General features: G+C 51.6%; 19 protein-coding genes, 1 tRNA gene and 2 pseudogenes. 4 read left to right on the forward strand and 18 right to left on the reverse strand.

Going from position 1 to position 22,951, the window contains the following annotated elements:
- Nucleotides 1-44: 44 nt before the first annotated feature.
- The 10 genes from ETA_RS07290 to ETA_RS07335 all read right to left on the reverse strand — a co-directional run bounded on the left by ETA_RS07290 (nucleotide 45) and on the right by ETA_RS07335 (nucleotide 11,609).
- Nucleotides 45-251 (reverse strand): hypothetical protein, encoded by a 207-nt coding sequence (locus ETA_RS07290; protein ID WP_012440984.1) that lies wholly within the window; start codon nucleotides 249-251, stop codon nucleotides 45-47.
- Nucleotides 252-418: 167 nt separating this feature from the next.
- Nucleotides 419-1,066, reverse strand: a complete 648-nt coding sequence (locus ETA_RS07295; protein ID WP_012440985.1) for a bifunctional 4-hydroxy-2-oxoglutarate aldolase/2-dehydro-3-deoxy-phosphogluconate aldolase — start codon at nucleotides 1,064-1,066, stop codon at nucleotides 419-421.
- Between the two features lie 19 nt (nucleotides 1,067-1,085).
- A complete protein-coding gene (gene kdgK / locus ETA_RS07300) occupies nucleotides 1,086-2,015 on the reverse strand; it encodes a 2-dehydro-3-deoxygluconokinase (RefSeq protein ID WP_042958776.1) in 930 nt (309 codons plus the stop codon).
- Nucleotides 1,984-2,547, reverse strand: coding sequence for a flavodoxin (locus tag ETA_RS07305; protein ID WP_012440987.1), 564 nt, complete (start codon nucleotides 2,545-2,547; stop codon nucleotides 1,984-1,986). The genes kdgK and ETA_RS07305 overlap by 32 nt, the downstream gene beginning before the upstream one ends.
- A 75-nt stretch (nucleotides 2,548-2,622) precedes the next feature.
- Complete coding sequence (locus tag ETA_RS07310; RefSeq protein ID WP_012440988.1) at nucleotides 2,623-4,698, reverse strand: FAD-binding protein; 2,076 nt, start codon at nucleotides 4,696-4,698, stop codon at nucleotides 2,623-2,625.
- Nucleotides 4,699-4,736: 38 nt separating this feature from the next.
- The gene (locus tag ETA_RS07315; protein ID WP_042958777.1) at nucleotides 4,737-5,963 is read right to left on the reverse strand and encodes an MFS transporter; all 1,227 of its coding nucleotides are present in this window, start codon (nucleotides 5,961-5,963) and stop codon (nucleotides 4,737-4,739) included.
- A 74-nt stretch (nucleotides 5,964-6,037) separates the two neighbouring features.
- Complete coding sequence (locus tag ETA_RS07320; protein WP_042958780.1) at nucleotides 6,038-7,636, reverse strand: GMC family oxidoreductase; 1,599 nt, start codon at nucleotides 7,634-7,636, stop codon at nucleotides 6,038-6,040.
- Nucleotides 7,637-7,728: 92 nt separating this feature from the next.
- The gene (locus tag ETA_RS07325) at nucleotides 7,729-9,240 is read right to left on the reverse strand and encodes an aldehyde dehydrogenase family protein (RefSeq protein WP_012440991.1); all 1,512 of its coding nucleotides are present in this window, start codon (nucleotides 9,238-9,240) and stop codon (nucleotides 7,729-7,731) included.
- Between the two features lies 1 nt (nucleotide 9,241).
- The gene (locus ETA_RS07330) at nucleotides 9,242-10,027 is read right to left on the reverse strand and encodes an enoyl-CoA hydratase/isomerase family protein (RefSeq protein WP_012440992.1); all 786 of its coding nucleotides are present in this window, start codon (nucleotides 10,025-10,027) and stop codon (nucleotides 9,242-9,244) included.
- Nucleotides 10,017-11,609 carry an acyl CoA:acetate/3-ketoacid CoA transferase gene (locus tag ETA_RS07335; protein ID WP_012440993.1) on the reverse strand — a complete coding sequence of 531 codons (1,593 nt, stop codon included), beginning with the start codon at nucleotides 11,607-11,609 and terminating at the stop codon, nucleotides 10,017-10,019. Before ETA_RS07335 ends, ETA_RS07330 begins: the two co-directional genes overlap by 11 nt.
- Nucleotides 11,610-11,958: 349 nt before the next feature.
- Here ETA_RS07335 and ETA_RS07340 point away from each other — a divergent pair, with 349 nt between their 5' ends.
- On the forward strand, nucleotides 11,959-12,993 hold the full coding sequence (locus tag ETA_RS07340; RefSeq protein WP_049778749.1) for a LacI family DNA-binding transcriptional regulator: 1,035 nt from the start codon (nucleotides 11,959-11,961) through the stop codon (nucleotides 12,991-12,993).
- Between the two features lie 58 nt (nucleotides 12,994-13,051).
- On the opposite strand, the pseudogene ETA_RS07345 reads toward ETA_RS07340, so the two are convergent.
- Nucleotides 13,052-13,622, reverse strand: a pseudogene (locus tag ETA_RS07345) (integrase core domain-containing protein); the annotation flags it as partial.
- 98 nt (nucleotides 13,623-13,720) lie between these two features.
- Here ETA_RS07345 and ETA_RS19210 point away from each other — a divergent pair.
- Nucleotides 13,721-13,873, forward strand: a pseudogene (locus ETA_RS19210) (tail fiber assembly protein); the annotation flags it as partial.
- A 74-nt stretch (nucleotides 13,874-13,947) separates the two neighbouring features.
- On the opposite strand, the gene ETA_RS07350 reads toward ETA_RS19210, so the two are convergent.
- The 5 genes from ETA_RS07350 to ETA_RS07375 all read right to left on the reverse strand — a co-directional run bounded on the left by ETA_RS07350 (nucleotide 13,948) and on the right by ETA_RS07375 (nucleotide 18,585).
- A complete protein-coding gene (locus ETA_RS07350; protein WP_231853304.1) occupies nucleotides 13,948-15,060 on the reverse strand; it encodes a glycosyltransferase family 9 protein in 1,113 nt (370 codons plus the stop codon).
- A gap of 2 nt (nucleotides 15,061-15,062) precedes the next feature.
- Entirely contained in the window at nucleotides 15,063-15,839 is a 777-nt protein-coding gene (locus ETA_RS19720) for a DUF2778 domain-containing protein (protein WP_197531936.1), read from the reverse strand.
- Nucleotides 15,840-16,432: 593 nt separating this feature from the next.
- A tRNA-Pro gene (locus ETA_RS07365) sits at nucleotides 16,433-16,509 on the reverse strand.
- A 75-nt stretch (nucleotides 16,510-16,584) separates the two neighbouring features.
- A complete protein-coding gene (gene yejM, locus ETA_RS07370) occupies nucleotides 16,585-18,336 on the reverse strand; it encodes an LPS biosynthesis-modulating metalloenzyme YejM (protein ID WP_012440997.1) in 1,752 nt (583 codons plus the stop codon).
- Between the two features lie 21 nt (nucleotides 18,337-18,357).
- On the reverse strand, nucleotides 18,358-18,585 hold the full coding sequence (locus ETA_RS07375) for a YejL family protein (protein WP_012440998.1): 228 nt from the start codon (nucleotides 18,583-18,585) through the stop codon (nucleotides 18,358-18,360).
- Nucleotides 18,586-18,752: 167 nt separating this feature from the next.
- Between ETA_RS07375 and yejK the strand changes: the two genes are divergently transcribed.
- Nucleotides 18,753-19,757 carry a nucleoid-associated protein YejK gene (yejK, locus tag ETA_RS07380; RefSeq protein WP_012440999.1) on the forward strand — a complete coding sequence of 335 codons (1,005 nt, stop codon included), beginning with the start codon at nucleotides 18,753-18,755 and terminating at the stop codon, nucleotides 19,755-19,757.
- Nucleotides 19,758-19,891: 134 nt separating this feature from the next.
- Here the strand turns inward: yejK and rplY are convergent, their stop codons facing one another.
- The gene (gene rplY / locus ETA_RS07385) at nucleotides 19,892-20,176 is read right to left on the reverse strand and encodes a 50S ribosomal protein L25 (protein WP_012441000.1); all 285 of its coding nucleotides are present in this window, start codon (nucleotides 20,174-20,176) and stop codon (nucleotides 19,892-19,894) included.
- A 126-nt stretch (nucleotides 20,177-20,302) separates the two neighbouring features.
- Nucleotides 20,303-22,057, reverse strand: a complete 1,755-nt coding sequence (locus ETA_RS07390; RefSeq protein WP_012441001.1) for a DEAD/DEAH box helicase — start codon at nucleotides 22,055-22,057, stop codon at nucleotides 20,303-20,305.
- A gap of 189 nt (nucleotides 22,058-22,246) precedes the next feature.
- Between ETA_RS07390 and rsuA the strand changes: the two genes are divergently transcribed.
- Nucleotides 22,247-22,951: a 16S rRNA pseudouridine(516) synthase RsuA gene (gene rsuA / locus ETA_RS07395; protein WP_012441002.1), complete on the forward strand. Its 705-nt coding sequence runs from the start codon at nucleotides 22,247-22,249 to the stop codon at nucleotides 22,949-22,951.

The following is a 22,951-nucleotide window of genomic DNA, read 5'->3' on the forward strand; positions in this document are numbered from 1 at the left end:
TCGGTGAGCAGGTTAGCGGACTGATATCAAAAAAACGCGCGTTATCAGTCGTTGGGTGGGATGGTGAACCCTTTCAATGACACGATAAAATACTGGCTCTCTTTAGAGATGGTTGCCCCACGCTGGCACCAGTGGCAGGCAAGACGAAAGAAGTCGTCGCCGTTGATATCATAGGCCAGAGCCACTTTGTTAATACCTGAATAAAGCAGTTCTTCCGCATCTTTGAGATTACTGGCGCTGATAATGGCCATGAGATTTATTCCATTTTAGAGAATGGACACAGTGTAGCGGCGGCGTGTGATCGGAGCATGACAGATTTGTGGCAGGGATGGTGCGGAACAATGAAAACCCCCGTCTGACCAGAGAAGGGGCAGTCATAGATCTGACGTGCCGTCCGTGTGACGAGCGGCACCGCATGTTAAGCCTGAATGATGGCTAATTCTGCTGTCTGTCTGGCCAGTGAAGTCATCCGCTGATAATTATTTTCGCGCAGGTCTTGCGCAGTCACCAGCCATGAACCGCCAACGCAAACCACATTGGGCAGCGCCAGATAATGTCGGGCGTTTTGCGGCGTGATGCCGCCGGTTGGGCAAAATCTGACGGAGGGAAACGGGGAAGCCAGCGCTTTAAGCGCCTGTGGACCGCCATTCGTCTCGGCCGGGAAAAATTTGAATTCGTTAAGCCCGGCGTCTTTGCCCATCATCAGCTCTGAAACGCTGCCGATCCCCGGGATGAGGGGGAGATCAGAACCGCTGGCGTAGTTTAGCAGCGAATCGGTCAGGCCTGGGCTGATAATAAATTTAGCGCCTGCCGCTTCGGCTTCATTGAACTGCTGAATATTGGTCACCGTCCCGGCCCCGATAATCGCTTCCGGCACGTCCTTTGCTATCCTGGATATCGCTTCAAGCGCACATGCCGTCCGCAGAGTCACTTCCAGTACGCGCACGCCGCCTTGCAGAAGCGCCCTTGCCAAAGGCACGGCCTGATCGGCATTGTCAATCACCAAAACAGGGATCACCGGGCCCGTTTGTAAAACCTGTAATGCGCTCAATTGAGAATTGTTCATGATATTCCTTGCAGGGGTGTTATTCAGGCATCGCGGTTAGGGGCACAATCGCCCCCGGATATTGGATAACCAGGCTTGCCAGACGGTGGGCCTGCCGGGCCGAGTCGGTCACCGTATCGCCCCGCAGGCGGGCGGCGAGATACCCGGCGCTGAAGGAATCACCCGCAGCGGTGGTATCAATGACGGCTGAAGCGGGTAAGCGCACGGCAGGAACTTCAGCCATCTCGCCGTCAGTGAAAACCAGGCAAGAGTTGTTGCCCCTTTTCACCACGACTTCCCCAATACCCGCAGACTGACAGCGTGATTGCAGGGCCGCAAGCGACGCATTTCCCCAGAGCAGCGCCTCATCATCCAGTGTCAAAAAGGCCATATCCGTGCAGGACAGCATTTGACGATAGACCTGCCGTGCTGCAAACGTGGATGACCATAGCGCCGGCCGGAAATTGTTATCAAAGATAATTTTTCCACCGCGCGAGCGGCAAGTCTGGAAAATCTGAAAGAGCTTATTTCGTGACGAGGGATCGAGGATCGCCAGACTGATACCGCTCACGTAAAGCACGTCGAAGGCCTGTAGCTTGTGACATACTGCGTTGCCTTGTTCGGTATCCAGCCAAAAACGCGCGGCGGACTCCGCACGCCAATAATGAAACTGGCGTTCACCAGCGGCGTCCGTTTCAATGTGATACATGCCCGGTAGCCTGGAGGGCATACGCACGACGTGCTCGGTATGAATATCTTCCTCTTGCCAGGCGCAAATCATCGCATCGCTAAATAAATCTGTTCCTAATCCGGTGATATAGCTGATTTCTGCATCGTGCGTTTTCATCCGCCTTGCCAGGTAGACCGCGGTGTTCAGCGTGTCGCCGCCGAAGCTCTGTTTCAACGCTCCGCCGCTACCGGACAGTTCAATCATGCATTCACCGATCACGGCAATGTTTATTTTTTCCATCGGGTCTCTCGAATTTATTCGTTGCGGAGATAAGGCTGTTCAAATGGCTACACCAGCGCGCAATTCTTTCATCCGTTAACGCCTGTTGGTTAACGTCATCAATAGCGAGGCCGACAAAGTTTTTTTTATCTTTAGTCAGGGCTTTATCGCTATCAAACTGATAGCCAGCCGTTGACCATTCGCCGATGACAATGGCGCCCTTAGCGGCAATTTTATCGTGCAGTATGCCCATCGCATCGACAAACCATCTGGCATAGCCTGACTGGTCACCCAGGCCATAAAAGGCGCAGAGCTGTCCTGAAAAATCGAACTGATCCAGTTCATCCCACACGTCTTGCCAGGATGACGGTGGTTCACCATAGTCCCAGGTGGGAATACCAAAAATAAGCAGGTTATAGTCGGTTAAACTGGCAAAATTCATATCCTCTACATCGATTAAATCGGCATTTTCAAAGCCGGGCCGACTGGCGATTTTGTCGGCAACCATCTCCGTGTATCGGGTCGTGCTGCCGAAAACAATGGCAATTTTCATCATTTTTCCTGCCCGACAGCATGCGCTGTAAATAGATTCAGCAACTGAGTTAGCCTGTTAACATTCTGATAGATGCTATTTTTTTTCATAAATATCGCCCATCAGATAGTCCGGCCAGTTTTTTTCAAAGAATACCTTGTCGAGCACAACGGCATGATTCACCCCTCTTGAACTGCAGCAGAATTGACCCGCATGCCAGTTAATCTGGAGCTTATAAGCTCTGTCGCCGATCGATTCAGGTCGGAAGCGCCACTTTTCAATGTTGCCATCTTTGCCAACCGGAACCGACTGTCCCTGTTTATCAAGAATGATCCTCGCACCCCGGCTTCCGCCGCCGTGCCGGATGTAATCATCTAACTGCGTGAGCACCGCCGCCGACGTGAGGGCGAAATGACGCCAAAGCACGGATTCTGCCAGTTGGGCAAGACCGTTTATTTTGATCCCCTGCTCCAGCACCTTAGCCAATAAGGTGTGTGCTTTTAACTTCTCCCGTGGCGTTTCTTCAGCGGATATCACGTAGCCAGCCTTGTCCGACATCCGGTCACGTATTTCCGTTTTTAACGCATCGAGGGGAATAGCCTGATCTGATTGTGATTTTTCGGCCCATAAGATGACGGAGGCGATGGCCTCCTGATAGAGCACTTTGCAGTCGCTACGGGGAAGCGATGTTGACAGGTCGTGCGCTATTTTTTGCGCTACGCGCACGCCAAACACCTGCCCTGAATTGAGCGCCGCGCCGCCCGGACGCGTCACACCGTGCGTTCCGGCCACTTCTCCAACGGCGAAACAGCCGGGCAGACTGCTTTCACCCCAGATATCCACATCGATACCGCCATTCATATGCTGATTGTTGACGGTGAACTCCAGCGGTTGGCGGGTGATATCATGGCCGTGCATGGCATAAAGTTCGATGGCCAGCGGATTCATTTTTCTCAGGCGCTGAATGGGCAAACTGTCATCACAGCCATTATTCCTCAGCCAGGTGAGAACATCCTCATCAAGGTCGTCGAGTGAAAATGGCTCGCCCGCAGTAACCGGTTCAGGATTACGATTGAAGTCCATACGGACTTTACGCCCCGCGCGGATTTCTGCGGCAATCGCCATATCCACCAGGCTCGAGCCATAATCGAGCGTGCGCGTGGCATGAAAAGGCCACTGGTAGCCTTTGCGGAAGATGTTGGACGCCAGTTCTCGCGTAGTACGGTAATACCCGGCGAGGAAATTGTGCTCTTTACCCTCCCGATCAACGGAATAAATAGAGGGCATAACCTGCACATAGGTTCCTGATAAATTCCACGGGAAGGCGGTGCGCGGCGTGCCGATGCCAAACTGGCTTTCGCTAATATTGCAAAGCGTCAGGCCGGCTTCGAGGGCAAGCCCCAAAGAGCCGTAACATTTTTTCGGATAGACGCTGTCGCGATACATATCGCCGGGGCCGCCGGTGGCCAGTACCACGCAAGGAGACTCGACAATGCCTAACCGCCAGGCATTATTTGCCGCGCTGCGGGTACTGATAAGCAAACCTGCACAGCTTTCTGAACCCCGATCGTCTTTATGTTTAAGCAGCTGCAGGGCGGTCGATCCGCTTAGCATGGGAATGCTCAGCCTTTGCGTTTCTTCAAGCAGCACTTTTACCATCAGTCTGGAGGTGCGCGGGCCACAGCTGGTGGCCCGACCGGCCTCATCATGGTCGGTTTGATAGCGCAATATTGAACCAAAACCATCTTCCGGCAGCGCCAGACCAAGGTATTGCAGCCCGCCGAGGGTATGTATCGAACCCACGGCCTCAACGTAGGCGACATCTTTATCCATTGCCCCGCCTGCGCTCAGCGCTTCAGCAAGATGATGGTAATTATCGCCATTTTTTCCCGTTGCGGCGGTGTACAGGGTTTGCTTATCGGAACCCGAACAGGCGGACGTTCCCATATACAGGCCAGAAGTGACCAGCAACACGTTCACATTTCTGCGTTTCAGCTCTACCGCAGCGCGCAGACCGGCTGCGCCGGTGCCTACGACGACGGCTTCATAACGATAGAAAGGGATCTCCTTGCCATCAATATTACGCAGCTCTGTTTCAGCCACTTTGTTAAAGCCTTTGGGAAAGGGAACCTGGGTAAGGCTGTCCAGTATAGGTTTACTGATAGTTCTCATCTTAATTCCTGAATTTCAGTTCAACGAGAGCGGAAGCGTTATTTAACGCATTTCAAAGCATAAAAAATAATGACGCAGAAGCTGAAGGCAGGGATTAAAAAGGCTAACGCCATCGAGCTGCTGTCGGCCACCCATCCCATGATGTAGGGTGATATTGCCCCGCCAACTAAGGTCATCACCAGCCAGGAACCGGCACGCCTGGTCTGACTGCCCAGATTTTTTACGCCCATAGCAAAAATGCAGGGGTACATAATTGAAAGAAAGAAGAAGATAGCCACGAGGCCGATAACCGAGACTTTTTCAATAGCGCAGACTGCCAATAGACAAAGCCCGAGGTTAATCATTGCATAGGCGATCAGCATCGAGCGCGGACGAAAATATTTCATCAGCCAGGTACTGACAAAGCGGCCAATCATAAAGGTCAGCATGGCGGCAGAGAGTAAGTAAGAGGCTAACTGGACGGAAGAGCCGCTCCAGTGGTCGAGAGCATAGTTAATAAAGAATGACGCAATACCTACGTGGGCAGCCATGTAGAAGAACTGGGCAACCACCGCGCCAGTAAACTGCGTTTTTTTCCACAGGCTTACCGATGAAGAAGACAGGCTGTAGCCGCTCTTTTCCTGAATATCAGGCAGACGGATGAAAATAAAGGCAATCATCAGCAGCAGCACCAGTAATGACAGGGCAACATACGTTGACATCACCGGGTCGACGCGGTTGCCTGCAATATTCATATCGGGGGAAAAAAATAGCGAGCCGCCTATAACTGGCCCCATAAACACCCCTAATCCATTAAATGACTGCGCGAAATTCAGTCTGCGCTCCGAGTCTTCCGCTGCCCCCAAAGCCGCAGCATATAAATTTGCCGCCGTTTCCAGGCAGCCTAAGCCACAGGCTAATATGAACAGGGCGAAAACGAAGAAAGAGAATGTCCCTGCCGAGGTTGCGGGCACAAAGAGCAGGGCGCCGACGGCAAATAAAAACAGACCGGCAATGACGCCGGATTTATAGCCCATTCGGGTCATTAATGTGCCGGTTGGCATGGCAACAATAAAGTAAGCGCCGTAATAGGCCATCTGTAGAAAACCGGATCCTGCCTTGCTCACATTAAGGGAGTCCTGAAAGTGTTTATTCAGGACGTCCAGCAGGCCATGAGAAAATCCCCAAAGAAAAAACAGGGACGTTATCATGCTGAAGGCAAGTTTTACGGAAATGGTTTTATCGGATGGTGAGGCAACAGCGGCGATATTGTGATCGTAACTCATCATGACCTCTGGCTAATTAATCTTATTTATCAGGCCGTCCTTAGTAAGGGCATCAGTAAACTGATGCCCGTTATCTAAAGGTGACCGAGGATATGTTCGGCCGCCTTTTCTGCCACCATGATGGTTGGCGCATTGGTATTACTGCTCGGCACCTGTGGAATAACCGAAGAGTCGGCGACTCTGAGACCTTCAATACCGAAGACGCAAAGTTTTTCATCAACCACCGCCTGACGATCGCCGTCAATACCCATGCGGCATGTGCCTACCGGGTGATGATCGGTTTTCGCATTCAGGCAGGCGTACTCGAATAATTCTTTATCTGTTCTGACCTGCGGGCCGGGCAGATGGATCGCCTTGATATAGGGTTTCAGCGCATCCTGAGACAGAATTTCGCATACCAGCTTCAGCCCGCGCATTGACATTTCACGGTCGTAAGGGTCGGCCCAGTAATTGGGGTCAATCAGAGGTGCAGAAAGCGGATCGCCGTTTGCCAGGCGAACGGTGCCGCGGGAGCGGGGACGCAGAAAGGCGGAGTTCAGCGTGACCCCGGCGTTTTTCATTTTTTCGACTCCCGCCTCAATACCGGAGCCGAGGCCAAGATGGAACTGGACGTCCGGTGAGCGGGCATCCTTATCGAGATACCAAAATCCTCCTGTTTCAAACAGGCTTGATGCCACGGGGCCTTTTTTCAATAGCAGATATTGCAGCCCCGCCCAGGCCGCGTGGTGTGGCTTCAGACATGGGTCGTAGGTGTGATCGCCGGTACATTCCGCGATGGCAAACAGGTCCAGATGATCCTGTAAATTGCTGCCGATACCTTCCAGGTTATGCTGGACGTTAATTCCCAGGCTTTGTAAATGGCCGGCAGGGCCGATACCTGACTGCATCAGTATTTTCGGCGATCCTATCGCTCCTGCAGAAAGAATAACTTCTCTTTCTGCACGCACTACCTGCTTATTACCATTATTTTTATCAGCAATTTCTACCCCGACCGCACGCTTGCCTTGCAAAACAATGCGTAAAGTCAGGGTGTTCAGCATAATGGTCAGGTTAGGCCGTTTATTTACCGGGTTGAGATAGGCCTTAGATGTTGAAGATCGCCGCGCGTTTAATTGAGTGAGCTGGTAATAACCCAGGCCATCCTGTCTTTCACCGTTAAAGTCACCGTTAAAAGGCATAGTTAACTGCTGGCCTGCCTGGAAAAAGGCTTCGCAAATGGGCAGCGGGCTGACTGGATTGGAAACGCCTAAAGGCCCGCGATAATCATGATACTGATTAATAAAACGTTGGTTTTTTTCAGCCTTCTTAAAATAAGGTAATACCTCGTCATAAGACCAGCCTTTCACGTTATACAGGCTCTCCCAGCTGTCATAATCATGGCGCGACCCACGCGTATAAACCTGGGCATTTATCGATGAGCCACCGCCAATAACTTTGGCCTGTGTAAAACGTAATATACGGTTATTAAGGTTTTTTTGCGGGACGGTATGCCATCCCCAGCTGCCACGGCCTTTGGTCATTTTGGCAAAGCCCGCTGGCATGCTAAATAACGGGTGGTCATCACCGCCCCCGGCTTCTAATAATAATACGTTATTCGTTTTGTCTTCGCTGAGCCTGTTAGCCAGCACACACCCCGCGGAGCCGCCCCCGATGATGATATAATCGTATTTCACTGATAACCTCACGTAATCGGACTATAGCCGTCAGAACAAAGACAGCTATATATTTTATAAAACTCTTTTTATTAAGCGCAGGGACTGTCATATTATGACTTTGCCAGCCACCAATTTGTTCTTTCACCAATATGTAATTGAATGGTTTTTTGCTCTGTATAATCTTCAACGGCGTGCCTGCCTAATTCCCGCCCTAATCCGGACTGATTAAATCCGCCGAACGGCAATTCTGGCGATCCGTCCAGGAAAGTATTAACCCACACCGTACCCGCTTTTATTTTGCGCGCGGCCTCGAGGCAAATATCAATATCTTTGCTCCAGACGGAAGCAGAAAGTCCATAGCAGGTATCATTAGCAATTTTGATTGCCTGATCTTTATCTTCAAAAGTCAGAATGGACAGCACCGGCCCGAAGACTTCCTCTCTGGCAATGTCCATGCCTGGCGTGACGTTACCCACGATAGTCGGCTCAAGGAACAGGCCCTGGCGGCTAGGGATACGTTCACCGCCCAGTAAGATCTCAGCGCCCTGATCGCGCGCGGACTGAATCGCCTTTTCGATGGTTATCATCTGGTTTTCGTTAATGATTGCACCGATTTTGACCTCCGGGTTCAGCGGATCGCCAACCCGTACCAGACGTGATTTCTCCACCACCGCGCGGGTAAATTTATCAGCGATATCTTTGTGCACCAGAATTCGGCTACCGCTGTTGCAGCATTCGCCCGCATTGAAGTACACGCCAAATACCACCGCGTCTACCGCTGCATCCCAATCACAGTCAGGGAAGATAATTTGTGGATTCTTACCGCCCAGCTCCAGCGAAACCTTTTTCAACCTGCGGCCTGCTTCAGCGGCGATAAGGGTGCCGACGCGCGTCGAACCGGTGAAGGAGACCATATCGACCAGTTCGTGCGTCGACAGCGGAGCGCCGACTTCTTCACCTAATCCGGTGACGATATTGACCACCCCGCGCGGTAAACCCGCTTCAATCAGAATTTCACCCAGCATTAACGTCGTACCATTGGTGAACTCGCTTGGCTTGATAACCACAGTGCAACCCGCTGCCAGGGCAAAAGGAAGCTTCTGGCTAAGGATCCAGATGGGGAAATTCCAGGGCGTAATCATGGTGACCACACCGACAGGCTGGCGCACGACCACGCCTAACATTGAATCACCCAAATTATTGTAACTTTCCCCGTGCAAAGTACGCGCGAGGGAGGCGGCATAGCGCCACAGATCCACGCAGCCTGACACTTCGCCGTGCGCCTGACTCAGCGGTTTACCCGTTTCCAGGCATTCAATCATCGCCATTTCATCAACGCGTGCTGCAATGCCCTCCGCCACTTTTAATAATAATTTCGCACGCTCGCTGGCGGTCAGCGTAGCCCACTCCTTATCAAGCGCCCGGTGTGCGGCAGAAATCGCCAGCCCGGCGTCTTCTTTACTGCCCTCCGGGTAATTAGCTACCACAATCCCGTGCGCGGGGCCGATGCGATCCACACGTTTGCCCGTCACCGAATGACACAGTTCACCATCAATCAACATCATGCCCTGATAAGGGGTGTAATGAGCCAGAATAGATGTCTCGGCGGTTAAAAAACTCATATTATTCTCCCTGGTAAAGTGCGCTACGGCGTTCAGTAAAGCTGGCAAGCCCCTCTCTGGCGTCAGCGGTTGTCGCTGAAAGCGAACCCGCCAGGCCTTCAAGCGTCATCGCCGTGTTATTGCCCAGGCCTGCATCAATAATCTGACGGGTGAGCTGGACGGCAACCGGGGCCAGTGCGGCGATCTTCTCCGCCAGCGCGATGGCGCAGGCTAGCGACTGGTTGGCCGCGCTGATTTCCTGTACCAGCCCGGTTTCAAAGGCGCGTTTCGCGTCCATCCTGGTGCCGGTCAGTGCCAGATATTTGACCTGACCTGGGCCGGTAAGCTGAACCAGACGCTGCGTACCGGACCAGCCGGGACAGGTTGCAATGCCTGCCTCCGGCAGCGCAAAGGTCGCAGCAGGATCGCAAATGCGGATATCTGTGGTGGCCAGCAGCTCCAGACCGCCGCCAAAAGCATGGCCGTTAATGGCGGCAATAAGGGGAACCTGAAGGGTGGCAAGCCGGTCGAAAACGCGATGGCCGTTTCTAATCCATTTACGCCACATATCCAGAGGCTGCATGGATGACCAGACGTTAATATCCGCGCCGACACAAAAGGCGCGATCGCCCGATGCGGTTAAAATAGCCACCCGTATGGCGGGGTTGTCATCAATTTCGTCCGCAACGCGTGCCAGTTCTGCCAGCATCGACGGCGTAAGGGCGTTCAATTTTTCCGGCCGGTGCAGGGTAACGATCGCGATAGCTCCGCGCATCTCCAGCAGTACGCTTCCAGAGTTATCGGCCATGCTGTACCTCCGTTAAGGTCATGCCCATTTGGCATTCGTGGAACAGGCGCGGGTCCATCATTTTCAAATCGTCAGAAACGATAAGTTTGAATTCGGCCTGATCGAGTATGTCGCTTTCAAGATCTATTCCCGGTGCAATTTCCGTCACCATCAGCCCATCGGAAGTCAGCTTCATCACGCAGCGCTCGGTGACGTAAGTCACATCCTGACCGCGCTCGATGGCCATGCGACCACTAAAGGTGACGTGATCGGCGTCGTTGACAAACTTGCTGGTTTTACCTTCCTGGGTGATAACCAGCTGGCCGTCCTGAATATGCTGTTTGGCTCCGGCTTTGAAGTAGCCAGAGAACACCAGCTTCCTGGCGTGGGTGGTAATATCGACAAAGCCGCCACAGCCTGCGGTCAGATAGGGTTTACCCGGTAACTTCGACACGTTGACATTGCCGTATCGGTCAATTTGCAGGAAAGAGAGCAGGGCGATATCGAAGCCTCCCCCCTGGAAATAGGTGAACTGCGTCGAAGCCGGAACAATGGCATCGGCATTTGCCGAACAGCCAAAGGCAAAACCTAGCAGCGGCATCCCTCCGACAGCACCCTGTTCGATAACCCACGTCACTTCGCCATCCATGCCTTCTTCAAGCAATATGCGTGGCACATTGGCAGAGATGCCAAAACCGAGATTGGCGGTCATCCCTTTTTGTAGCTGCATGGCAGCACGGCGGGCGATCAGTTTTTCGGTGCCCCACGGAGCTAACTCGAAAGCGCTTTCAGGATGAAAGATTTCACCGCTTATGGCCGGATCGTATTGCACCATGGTTGTTTGCATCTGCTCAGGTGCGACAACAACATAGTCGACGAGATTGCAGGGAACGTGGACATGATGAGGCTTGATCGTTCCTGCTTTTGTCACACGCTTAACCTGAGCGATAACAATCCCGCCGTTATTACGCACGGCAAGAGCCTGATCCACCGTACCCAACAGCCCCCCTTCGTGTTCAAAGGAGAGGTTGCCGCGTTCATCGGCCGTTGTGGCGCGGATAATGGCAATATCAGGGATCAGAGGGTGGAAGTGCAGCCAGCTTTGGTTGGAGAATTCGATTCGGGAAACAATTGGCTCGGCTTCAGCAAGCGCGTTCATCGCACATCCCTGACGTTCAGGATCGGCAAAGGTATCCAGGCCCACTTTAGTCAAAACGCCGGGGCGTTTGGCCGCTGCATCTTTGTGTAAGTCAAAAAGCACGCCGCTTGGCACGTTGTAGCCTGCTATCTGATCCTCAACGATCATTTTCCAGATCGTCGGCATCGGCAGCGATGAAGGGCCGCTCGGCAGTGAACCGGCAATGACTTTTTTGAGCAGCCCGCTTTGCGCCAGGTGCTCAATGCCATCAATCCCATACATATCACCCGCCGCGATGGGGTGGACCAGGGTCAGATTGCGCGGTTTGGCTTCATCTTTATAACGTTTCCCCAGGGCTGAAAGTACGGCATCAGGGCAATTCAGCCCGCTGGCAGAACTGACCGTTACACAGGCATCATCATCGATCAAAGAGGCTGCTTTTTCTGCGGAGATGAGTTTTTTCATAGCGTTCACATGTTGATGATTTCAGGAGCAGCAAAACAGAGCTTAAGTTCTGTCTCACCCGTAACAGAGCAGGCCTGCCGTCTGAAAATGAACTTTCAGAATCGAACGCTTTCTTAAAACTCTGCCATCTAATCGTTCCAATCTTTCTTTGGAACGTTCCAAAAATCTATAATCGAACGATTTATGTGTCAATAAGGTTAAAATATTGTGTTGAGAAGTTTGATCAAAGTCTCAAAGTGGCGTTTCAGCGATGACGTCCGGGTAATGATGGATGAATTACGGGGTTATGATAGATTTTGCCGGGTAGGCCAGCTAATCTTGACGGAAATTTTAACAGGGAGTTTTGCGCGTGGGATTGTCAGATAAAGACGGCACGATAACGATTTTGGACATTGCGCGGGCGGCAGGGGTGTCTAAATCAACGGTCTCACTGGTGTTAAATAACAGCTCGCTGGTTAAGCCAGCAACCGCTGAAAAAGTGAGAAAAGCCGCCGAAAATCTTAACTACGTTTACAACCGTAGTGCAGCCAGTCTCAGGCAGGGCACCAGCAACGTTGTCGCTATGGTCGTCAACGACCTGACAAACTCATTTTTTGTTGAGCTGTTGATTGGCGCCGAGCGACGGTTACTGGAGTCGGGGTTTATCACGCTGCTTTCCCATACCGGCGAAGATATTCAGCTACAGGAAAAGGTGCTGTCGTCAATGCGTGAGCAAAAGGCAACGGGTTTAATTCTTTGTCCTGCATTATATACACCGCCCACTTTGACAAAGACGCTAAAAAGCTGGGGAATGCCTTTTGTAACCGTCATGCGCTCGTTAAATGATGATGAGTCGGATTATATTGGTTGCGATAATTACGCAGGCATTAAAATTGCAACCCAGCATCTGATCGATCTGGGACACCAGGATATTGCCTTTATTGGACGCAATAGAATTAACAGTGTCAGCGTGGTCAGGCAAGATGGCTACGAGCACTGCCTGCGGCACAATGGGATAGCATTACATAAGCCCTGGGTGGTGGCCTGCAATATCAGTATGCAGGGCGGGAAAGATGCCATGCGCCAGCTGCTGGCTTCAAAGAAACGTCCAACCGCCGTCGTTTGTTATAACGACCTCATTGCCATGGGGGCGATCAGTGAAATTGGTCAACAAGGCCTGATACCCGGAAAAGATATTGCGGTTGTGGGAAGTGATGGCGTGGCAAACACTGCTTTCAGCAATCCACCGCTGACTACCGTGGCTTTACACAGTCATCAGGTTGGTGAACTGGCCAGTCAGACGCTTTTAAGAAGAGTGAAAGATCCCGATGCCCCAGCCGTTAAACATCTTCTTAAACCTGAATTGATTATTCGTGAGTCATGTGGGTATAAATTAAAAAAATGAAGGTGATCCTGTAAGTATCCCAGTTCTAGTTCCCCACACTTTTTGATCATTCCGGCCTCTAAGCCTTCAGCCGGTATTCTTCCGGCGACAGGTTATTCAGGGATCCATGGGATTGCTCACTGTGATATTCATTCAGCCAGCGTTCCGTCGTTTCCCGTGCTTCATTCAGCGTTCTGAACAGGTAAATCCAATATTTCGGCCCGGTACGTTGGGTTAAACCGTTCGATAAACGCGTTCTGCGTTGGCTTACCCGGCGTGATAAATTCCAGCATCACATCGTGGCCTTCAGCCCATTGCGCCAGAGTCAGTGATATCAGCTCCGGCCCGTTATCCATCCGCATCTTCAACGGATATCCACGGTTTGCCACTATCCTGTCCAGCACCAGCACCAGCACCAGCACCAGCACCAGCACCAGCACGACGCGCTGCGCCGGGATATTCAGGTCAATTTCAATAGCCAGAGCCTCATGGTTAAAATCATGCACCACGTCAAAGGTCCGAAAACCTCGCCCACAGACCAGCGCGTCGTGCATAAAATCGATGGACCCACTTTGGTTTAGCGCTTCCGGCGTTGCCAGCGGAGCCGGATTACGCACCGGCGGGCGTTGCTTACCCTTACGACGAAAATCTGATGAATGGGCAGTCAAATGGGAAAATTATGACGCCTGATGGTAGCGACTTGCCAATGCTGACCGATCCGGTCATCGACTAGGTAAGTGAAGCGAATGCGCGTAAAAAGCGGTTAATGGACGAAGCATCACAAAAAACACCTGTTCTTCAGGATGCAGTAGAACTGGATATAGCGACAGAAGAAAAGAAGGCTCAGAGTTTGGAATGGAAAAAATATAGGGTGCTTTTGAATCCAGTCGCTTCATCGTAAGCTCCTGATATAGAATGGCCAGTTATTCCTTGAGTATATGATAGAGGGGTGTTCAGCACCCCAATAATTACCCATTACAAATTTAATATTTTTATGGCTGTTGAAGCAATATCTTCTTTTGGAATTGTATTTATCAGTCTGCCTCTTTCTGAATAAAGGCTTTCACTTATATTATTTGTCTTTACACCCCACGCATGTTCATTATTGTGGAGGTAATTTTTAATATCAAAGTTTTCTGGAAGGGCTTTGGAGTTGAAAAAATCCCACTTGAGCCATTGCGCATGCTCGTCCCAATAAAATAGTCCATACAGAGCAACGATTTTTTTGTTGAACGCGCCCGCTATGTGTAGGGCGGCAGTATCAACCGTAACAACCAGATCACTGTGCTTAATCACTGGGATAACATCAAGTATGGTTTCAGATTCGAATATCTTGACCCCTAAACCTCTGAGTGGCTCGAGAAGATCAAGATGACCAATAAGAACGATACAATGCTCATGATAGGCAGTCTTGATTTGCTCTATAAGGTAGCTCAGCTGTTCATAAGACATATCCCTCTCCCTTAAAGAAGCGAAGGGGTTTATAACGATAAACTTTTCATTTTCCTTGCGAAAAGAATCATAAAAGGTAATGGCTCTGGATTCTATCTCGTCATCAACAAAGGCGTCGTAGCTTAAATCAGCTCCGTGAATGTCGAAAACTTCCCTTAAAACGGCATCCATTTTCATAGTTATATGATTGTTGGGGTTGTTGTAGAAAATAGATTTATCGAACCCTCTGATATTCTCTTTATTGAACCCAACTAAATACCTTGCACCAGTCATCAGACTGAATAGAAAAGTCTTTACTTCCAACTGTTCGCGCATGTCGATAGCGATGTCATATTTATTCTTTCGTATTGCCAGGATATTTTTAATGAACTTCTTGGTATCCCTGCTCCAGACGTAGGTGTTTTTTACGTATGGGTTTTTTGAAATAAAATCTATACTGTCTTTTTGGGATATGGTGCTAACTTCGTATCCGTGCTGATGTAGCACTCTAATCAAGGGAGTAGTAACGACCATATCGCCAATTCGGTCATAACGGAGTATCAAAACGGTCTTTATTTTGCTTTTTTTTATTCTTTTTTTTATTCTTAAGCTGAACGCCAATGAAACACAACGTAGCTTTTTTCTTAAGTCCATCATCATCACCATCTGTATATAACCAGCTTAAGGATACGTGAAATCAGCCAGGCGAGTAGTACCAATGAGGCGAGGGCAACACAAAGCGTTGCCGGGTCTTCTCCCCACTGATAATCACTGCCAATCAATCCCAATCCCCCTGAATCTAACTTAAAGAAAAGCCATGAGCCCAGAGAAAAAACGAGATTGTTGAGTGGAGCAATAAATTTTATAAGCAACATAGCCACTACCAGATAGATGATGGCAAAGGTTGCTTTCATAAACAACGCATTTGGCATAATCAGCTCTCCCCAAGGCATCGACATATTCATAGGCCCACTGCATGGCCTTGGCACCTTGACTTTGTTGACGCGAAGTAATGCCTTTCTAATGTGTTCGAAATCACTGGCCCTGAAAAGGGTTATACCGCCCCAAGATTTGCCGCTGCCATCGGGGCGTACAGGATGTAGCCGAAACCCAGTACGTTTTGTGCCGTTTACGAACGTATAGTCGTTAATAGTTTGCGAATTAAAAAGTCCAAACCATTGTGCGTGATTGATGTTATGAAGGAAGTCGAGAAATTGTCGCCGTGCCTGAGTGTAAACCCCGCCTTTTAAAGCATCCACGATCCAATAACGACCAACGGGTATAAAACCCTCATCAGCAAGGTATTCACAGTTTGGGTCATTGACATGAGTTGTGCGGCCACTTAGTACCGGAAAATTTCCGACACCGTATACCATGAGGCTTCCTTTGCCACTTTTCCTCGCCTCATCATCGTAAACCATTCGCATTTTCAGCATGCGCTTCATTCACCTCTAACAAAATTAGCTGAATGTTAACATATGCTTATGTTATCAGTGAAATGGATTTTTAATCAGGCTGGGTATCTGCACAGGGAAGGGCCAACATGGGCCTCTCGCATCAACAATGACCAGGCGTAAACCTTGCTCAGAGTAGTAAAGAGTGGTAATCAAAACCCAAAAATATATAACTAAATCAATTTGTTATATTGATAATGAAATCACACGTGCACTAACAAAAATAGCAATTCCTACATTAAAATCAGAGATCAATAGCCAGTAGCGTGAACGACTGCATCTCACACTGAAGTATACATCCCTGTTCAATCTTGTGAAGCGCGCGATTACAGACGCGGAGGAGGCGATGAATGAGATTATTCGAATCGAGGGTCAAAAAGATAGCAGTGCATCATAAAACAAAATGTCACGAAAAATCAGCAATATGGCAATTTCCATCCTCAACTGATGATCAATACCGCGATATCAACATGAAACGGGTGAGGTTTTACCATAGTTTTACCATCGTTTTACCATCGGCAAATCCAAGATATAAAAAAACCAACCGCTAAGGGTTGGTTTTTAGGGGATTTTTTTGGTCGGCACGAGAGGATTTGAACCTCCGACCCCCGACACCCCATGACGGTGCGCTACCAAGCTGCGCTACGTGCCGACAGATGTAGCTATCTTACTCAACTGCATGTGAAATGCAAGCCGCTAACGCGTTGACTGCGTTAGATTTGTACAGCTAATTTGCGATAAATCGTTTTTCGTCTGTCAATACCTGCAGCAGCAGCGCCAGTTGAGGTTTACGATCCTTCAGCAGATTGCCCTGCAAATCCCACGCGGAGTAGTTCCCGTTATTATCCAGCGCCAGCGTCTCTTCTGGCGTGGTGATCAGCAGCTGGTCAGTTCTGCTTGTCACCCAGTTACGGCGGCGTTGAGTGGCAAATAAATCTTCACCCTGCGAGTAGTCAGCCGCTGGAGTAGTAATATGCAGCAGGCGCTGCATCAGGGTGGTCATAATGTCCTGATGGTCGGTGAGTTTATTCACCGTCTGTGCCGGGGTCGCTGGCCAGTGCACCACCAGTGGCACCTGTAGCATAGCGCGATTGCCATTGTGACTATCACCATCCAGCACCACCCCATGCTGCGCGGTGATCACCACCACGGTATTTGCCAGCAGGCCCTTTTGCTCCAGCGTATTGAGCACGTTCTGTATCTGCTCATCAACGTCAGCCGCAGCACGCTGATAGCGGCGGGCATCAGGTTGACGTGCCTTACCGTTAGCGTCGGATGTCGACAGTGACAGATAAGAGAACCAGGGAGCAGTCGGGTTATTATGTCCGTTGAGCCACCGCTGCCATTGCAAAGTCGTTGCGGCATTAGACTGACCGTTGCTGCCCGCAGGCAGCGAGAAATCTGACAGCAAGGCCTGGCGATAAAGCGGAGATGAAAAACCGTCGCTGGCAAACAGGCCAAACTGGTAGCCACGCTGTCCCAGCGCATTAATCAGCGCAGAAGGCGTGCGTGAAGACAGCACGCCGTCCATATAGCTTGGCGAAATACCGTAAAAAAGACCGAACAGACCGTTATCATCGCTGGTTCCGGCACTGAAGTGCTGGCTGAAGCGGACGTTGTTTCCGGCAAATCGCGTCAGGTTGGGTAAGGTTTGCGTCATCGAGCTTTGATTCAGCCCATCAACCGTTATCACCAACAAATTGTTGCGCGTGGCATTATCGCTAAAGGTAATATCACTCAGCGGATAAGCCACCGACAGCGCCTCAGGGCTACCCTGCTGTACCAGACGGCGCTGGTATTCCTGCGCATCCAGCAGGCCGTGCTTCTCAAGAAAGCGCCGGGCCGTCATGGGGTAGGAGAGCGGCAGGTTAGAGCGCTGCATGGTAATCGGTCGGTAAAAGTTAGCATCCGCCCAGATATACATCAGATGGCTGGCAAAGAAGGCGCTGATAAACAGCCCGGCCAGCGGTTTGCCAAAGCTGCGGCGGTTCAGGCTGCGCAGCTTCTGCCAGCTCCAGGTGGCGAACAGCATCTCAACGAGAAAAATAACCGGCACGCTGATAAACATCAGCTGCCAGTCGCGCGCCATCTCGCTCGGATCGGGGTTAACCACCAGTTCCCATACCACCGGGTTAAGATGCAGGTGGAAACGGTCGAAGACCGCACTGTCGACCAGAATTAGGGTTAATCCTGTCGTGGCGATGATGGCCGACAGGAAGCGCAGCAGGCGTTGTGACATCACCACGAAGGTGAGAGGAAATATAATCAGCAGATAGGCGGCAAAGACGATAAAGCTGAAGTGTCCGATCCAGCTACTGAAGGAATAGATTCGTCCGGCCAGCGAAGCTGGCCAGTCTGAAATAAACAGGTAGCGACTACCGAGAATAACGGCAAAGATGATATTAAACAGGGCGAACCAGTGCCCCCAGCCGATCATCTGGGAGACTTTTTCACGGTAGCGCTGCTGGTTAGTTACCATAATGGAATCAGTATCATCTCATCAGTGGGATGGGTCATCGCGCACCGAGGCCTGGAGAGCATCGGCAAACGAGCGCGCCATTGCCTGGCGTTGAGCCGGCGCAACGCTGGTGTTAAGTAAATTGGTCACCATATTTCCCAGAACCATCAGGGAAAGGTCGGTAGGGGTCTGGTTTTTTTCCAGGACCTGAACCATTTCTGCGAGGATCTTCTCCACGCGTTCGTTGCTGTAACGGGATGATTGTGCCATAACGTCAATTTTACTAAGGTTTAAAAGGCGCTATCTTACCGTAAGAGCGCGCTTTTTTCTGCTTTTTTATCGTCATCAACCCCGAATGAATTGCGCACCGTTGTTGCAGTTGATCGTAAAGACGCACGGTGTTTGAATACGCGCCTGTGTCTAAAGGAGAGTTTACCATGAGTCTGGATATCGATCAGATCGCCCTTCATCAGATGATTAAGCGCGACGAACAAACGCTGGAACTGGTGCTGCGCGACTCTTTGTTGCCATCTAACCCGACCGTCACGGCGATGATGGAAGAACTGCATCGTGTGTACAGCGCCAAAAGCAAAGCCTATGGCCTGTTTAATGAAGAGAGTGAACTGGCCGATGCGTTGCGCAACTGCCGCAAAGGTGAGGATGATTTCCTTGCTTTCAGCCGTGCTGCCAGCGCGCGTTTACGTGATGAGTTGGGAAAATACCCCTTCGCCGAGGGCGGGATCGTGCTGTTCGGCCACTATCGCTATCTGGCGGTTGAATATCTGCTGATTGCGGTATTAAGCAGTCAGAACAGCATGCGGGTTAATGAAGAACTGGATATCAGCAGCACGCATTATCTTGATATCAATCATGCTGATATCGTTGCGCGTATCGATCTGACCGAATGGGAAACCCACCCCGACTCGACGCGCTATCTGACCTTCCTGCGCGGGCGGGTAGGGCGAAAAGTGGCCGATTTCTTTATGGATTTCCTCGGTGCCAGCGTGGGTCTGGACACCAAAGCGCAAAACCGTGGCCTGCTACAGGCGGTTGATGACTACTGTGCAGAAGCCAGCCTGGATAAAAATGAGCGGCAGAATTACCGTCAGCAGGTTTACAGCTACTGTAATGAGCAGCTGCAGGCGGGTGAAGAGATCGCGCTACAGGATCTTTCAAACGAACTGGCTCCGCTCGGCGAGAAAACCTTCCAGGCGTTTACCCAGGATCAGGGCTATGAGCTGGAGGAGAGTTTCCCGGCAGATCGCACGACGCTGCGCCAGCTGACGAAATTCGCCGGCAGCGGTGGCGGTCTGACGCTGAATTTTGACGCGATGCTGTTAGGCGAACGTATCTTCTGGGACCCGGCTACGGATACCTTAACCATCAAGGGAACTCCGCCAAATCTGCGCGACCAGTTACAGCGCCGCACCGGTGCGAAATAATGGACGTATAGAGCTGAACCTGACGCGCGGAATACGCCGCCGCCCGTGGCAAAATTTTGCCGTCGGGCGAGAACCGAACGCAAAAAAAACGCCGCATTAAGCGGCGTTTTTTCACATCAGTAACGGTCGGGCGATTAAGCGCGAACGAAGTCGATGTGGTGCAGTTTTGGCTTGAACGGGTGACGCTGTACAGCCTGAACTTTTACTTTGGTTTCTTTACCATCTACAACCAGAGTCAGCACTTCGTCGTAAAAACCTGGCTTAGATTGCAGGTTCATTACGGAGTCGTGGTCCAGTTCGATAGCAACAGCCGCTTCGTTCCCGCCATAGATGATAGCCGGGAATTTGTTAGCTGTACGCAGGCGGCGGCTCGCACCCTTGCCCTGCTCTTTACGGGTTTCAACATTAATAGTGAACATTTTAAGTCTCTTCAAGTTTTATTCCTGCTACAGGCGACCCAGCAGCAGGTGGTATTGTTCTGCTTTCGCATAGCAAAAGCGGGCGGCATTATAACGATGTTTGCTGCAGCGGGCAATGTATTAACGCTAGCGCAGTTCATTTGCGCGGCGGAAACGGCCCTGGTAATCAAAGACTTTTTCGCGCACCGCCCAGAAATGGCGCTGTTTGCGCGCGACAATAAAGTCGGGATGGCGCAGCAGCGGCTGGAGCGCAAGAATATCTGCGGCGTTTTTCCAGCCGAGCGGCACGCCGGGCGCGCGTTGATGCGGGCGCAAGAAAAGCTGCTCAAACGCGGTGCGCTGCGCGGGGGTTTTCAGGCGGAAGCGTTCACTGACTTCAGTTGCGTCCTCGTCATAGTATCGTGCCTTCAGCCATTCGCCGTGCTCGTCGCTGCCGCTCTCCAGCACCATCGCCGCACAGCGTAGCACCAGGGCATCTTTTAGCTTCAGCGCCGCTTTCAGCATATCGTCCGGATCGACCAGGATGGCGTCACACTCGCGACAGCGGCGTGCGGCAATATCATTCTCGGCGTTGCAGTGCGGGCAGTGTTTAAAGCGAAAACGATAATCGCACTGTTCACGCTGGCCTTCGTCGTCTTCCAGAACGCCCTGGCAGCGGCGGCCAAAGTGTTCAAGGATAGTGCCGTCGCGGGTGGTTTTTCCCCAAAAGGTGTTGGCAAAGCCGCAGCCGGGGCAAAATACCTGCACCGGCTGGTTATCACTTTTGCCCTTGGGCGTACCGACTTCCGGCGTGTACAGATCGTGAGGATTACCGGCATAGTCGAGGATCAGGCAGTCGCTTTTTCCCGGACTGAGGCGCAGACCGCGGCCGACAATTTGCTGATACAGGCTGACCGATTCGGTAGGGCGCAAAATGGCGATAAGATCCACGTGCGGCGCATCAAAGCCGGTGGTCAGTACCGCAACGTTGACCATATACAGCAGTTCGCGCGCCTTGAAGGCGTTAATCAGCGCATCACGTTCGGCGGCAGGGGTGGCGGCCGAGATCAGCGCCTTACTTCCCGGTAGCAGACCGAGGATCTCGCGCGCATGCTCTACCGTTGCGGCGAAAATCATCACGCCTTCACGCTGCTGCGCAAACTCAACAATCTGTTGGATGATGTGCGGGGTGATACGCTGCTGCTGTTTCAGCTCGCGGTTGAGGTCGGCTTCACTGAACAGCCCGTTTTCCTGCGCCTGTAATCGGCTGAAATCGTACTGCACCACCGGCATATCCAGCCGCTCAGGTGGAACCAGGAAGCCATGTTTAATCATGTAGCGCAGCGGCAGTTCGTAAATACAGTCGCGGAACAGGGCATTTTCAGCACCTCTGACCATGCCGTGATAGTGATAGTGATAAATCCAGCCTTTGCCCAGACGGTAAGGCGTGGCGGTCAGGCCAAGCAGCCGCAGTGCCGGATTATGCTGACGTAGCCTGTTGATAATCTGCTGGTACTGGCTGTCATCGGCATCGCTGATGCGATGACACTCGTCGACAATCAGCAAGGAAAACGCCGCGCTGAACTGCTCAAGGTTGCGCGCCACCGACTGCACGCTGCCGAAAACCACTTTCGCCTGGCTCTCCCTGCGCTGAAGTCCAGCGGCAAAGATATCTGCCTCCAGTCCGTACGCGAGGTATTTGGCATGGTTCTGCGCCACCAGCTCTTTGACATGGGCCAGTACCAGCACGCGGCCACGCGCCACGCGCGCCAGTTCGGCAATCACCAGGCTTTTTCCCGCGCCGGTGGGCAAAACAATGACGGCAGGCTGGGTGTAACGGCGAAAGTGGCTGATGGTGGCATCCACCGCTTCCTGCTGATAGGGGCGTAAGGTAAATGACATGAAGACTCAAAAATGACTGACGATGGCTTATTATGTCATGAAAACAGGATAAGTGTGCTCGCTCCTCTGGGCCTTGCGGGCATCTGCCGCTATACTGTGGCTGCCATTCAGGATGAGCGCCGTGCGCCACATCATCAGACGTTTAGCGTCAGTTTTTACCTCAAACTAATTACAGGCAGTGCAGAGTTAATGCGACTTGATAAATTTCTATCCCAGCAGCTGGAAGTCAGCCGTGCTATCGCCGCGCGTGAGCTACGTGCAAAAAAAGTCACCGTCGATGGTGAGGTCGTGCGCGATGGCTCATATAAATTAAGCGCCGACAGCGCGATAGAATATGACGGCAACGCGCTGCAACAGCAGCTGGGGCCGCGCTACTTTATGCTCAACAAGCCGGTGGGCTACGTCTGTTCAACCGACGATCCGGACCATCCAACCATACTGTACTTCCTTGAGGAGCCGAGTGCTTACAAGCTTCATGCCGCCGGGCGTCTGGATATCGATACCACCGGACTGGTGCTGATGACCGACGACGGTCAGTGGTCGCACCGGATCACCTCCCCGCGCCATCACTGCGAGAAAACCTATCTGGTGACGCTGGAATCGCCGATTGGTCACGATACCGCGCAGCAGTTCGCTGACGGCGTTCAGCTGCACAATGAAAAAACGCTGACCAAACCGGCAGCGCTGGAAGTCATTGAGCCAAATCTGGTACGCCTGACCATCAGCGAAGGGCGTTATCATCAGGTGAAGCGCATGTTTGCTGCAGTCGGTAACCGTGTGGTGGCGCTGCATCGGGAGCGCATTGGCGCGATCCTGCTCGACACCGGGATGCAGCCGGGGGAATATCGTCCGTTAAGCGACGAAGAAATTGCCAGCGTTGGGCTGGTGCGCTAA

Origin of the sequence: Erwinia tasmaniensis Et1/99 (genome assembly GCF_000026185.1) — a bacterium.
GTDB lineage: Bacteria > Pseudomonadota > Gammaproteobacteria > Enterobacterales > Enterobacteriaceae > Erwinia > Erwinia tasmaniensis.

Bases quoted from the DNA above. Each gene is read 5' to 3' on its own strand.
- ETA_RS07290 (WP_012440984.1), bottom strand. From the start codon at position 251: ATGGCCATTATCAGCGCCAGTAATCTCAAAGATGCGGAAGAACTGCTT.
- ETA_RS07295 (WP_012440985.1), bottom strand. From the start codon at position 1,066: ATGAACAATTCTCAATTGAGCGCATTACAGGTTTTACAAACGGGCCCG.
- kdgK (WP_042958776.1), bottom strand. From the start codon at position 2,015: ATGGAAAAAATAAACATTGCCGTGATCGGTGAATGCATGATTGAACTG.
- ETA_RS07305 (WP_012440987.1), bottom strand. From the start codon at position 2,547: ATGAAAATTGCCATTGTTTTCGGCAGCACGACCCGATACACGGAGATG.
- ETA_RS07310 (WP_012440988.1), bottom strand. From the start codon at position 4,698: ATGAGAACTATCAGTAAACCTATACTGGACAGCCTTACCCAGGTTCCC.
- ETA_RS07315 (WP_042958777.1), bottom strand. From the start codon at position 5,963: ATGAGTTACGATCACAATATCGCCGCTGTTGCCTCACCATCCGATAAA.
- ETA_RS07325 (WP_012440991.1), bottom strand. From the start codon at position 9,240: ATGAGTTTTTTAACCGCCGAGACATCTATTCTGGCTCATTACACCCCT.
- ETA_RS07330 (WP_012440992.1), bottom strand. From the start codon at position 10,027: ATGGCCGATAACTCTGGAAGCGTACTGCTGGAGATGCGCGGAGCTATC.
- ETA_RS07335 (WP_012440993.1), bottom strand. From the start codon at position 11,609: ATGAAAAAACTCATCTCCGCAGAAAAAGCAGCCTCTTTGATCGATGAT.
- ETA_RS07350 (WP_231853304.1), bottom strand. From the start codon at position 15,060: ATGATGGACTTAAGAAAAAAGCTACGTTGTGTTTCATTGGCGTTCAGC.
- ETA_RS19720 (WP_197531936.1), bottom strand. From the start codon at position 15,839: ATGCTGAAAATGCGAATGGTTTACGATGATGAGGCGAGGAAAAGTGGC.
- yejM (WP_012440997.1), bottom strand. From the start codon at position 18,336: ATGGTAACTAACCAGCAGCGCTACCGTGAAAAAGTCTCCCAGATGATC.
- ETA_RS07375 (WP_012440998.1), bottom strand. From the start codon at position 18,585: ATGGCACAATCATCCCGTTACAGCAACGAACGCGTGGAGAAGATCCTC.
- yejK (WP_012440999.1), top strand. From the start codon at position 18,753: ATGAGTCTGGATATCGATCAGATCGCCCTTCATCAGATGATTAAGCGC.
- rplY (WP_012441000.1), bottom strand. From the start codon at position 20,176: ATGTTCACTATTAATGTTGAAACCCGTAAAGAGCAGGGCAAGGGTGCG.
- ETA_RS07390 (WP_012441001.1), bottom strand. From the start codon at position 22,057: ATGTCATTTACCTTACGCCCCTATCAGCAGGAAGCGGTGGATGCCACC.
- rsuA (WP_012441002.1), top strand. From the start codon at position 22,247: ATGCGACTTGATAAATTTCTATCCCAGCAGCTGGAAGTCAGCCGTGCT.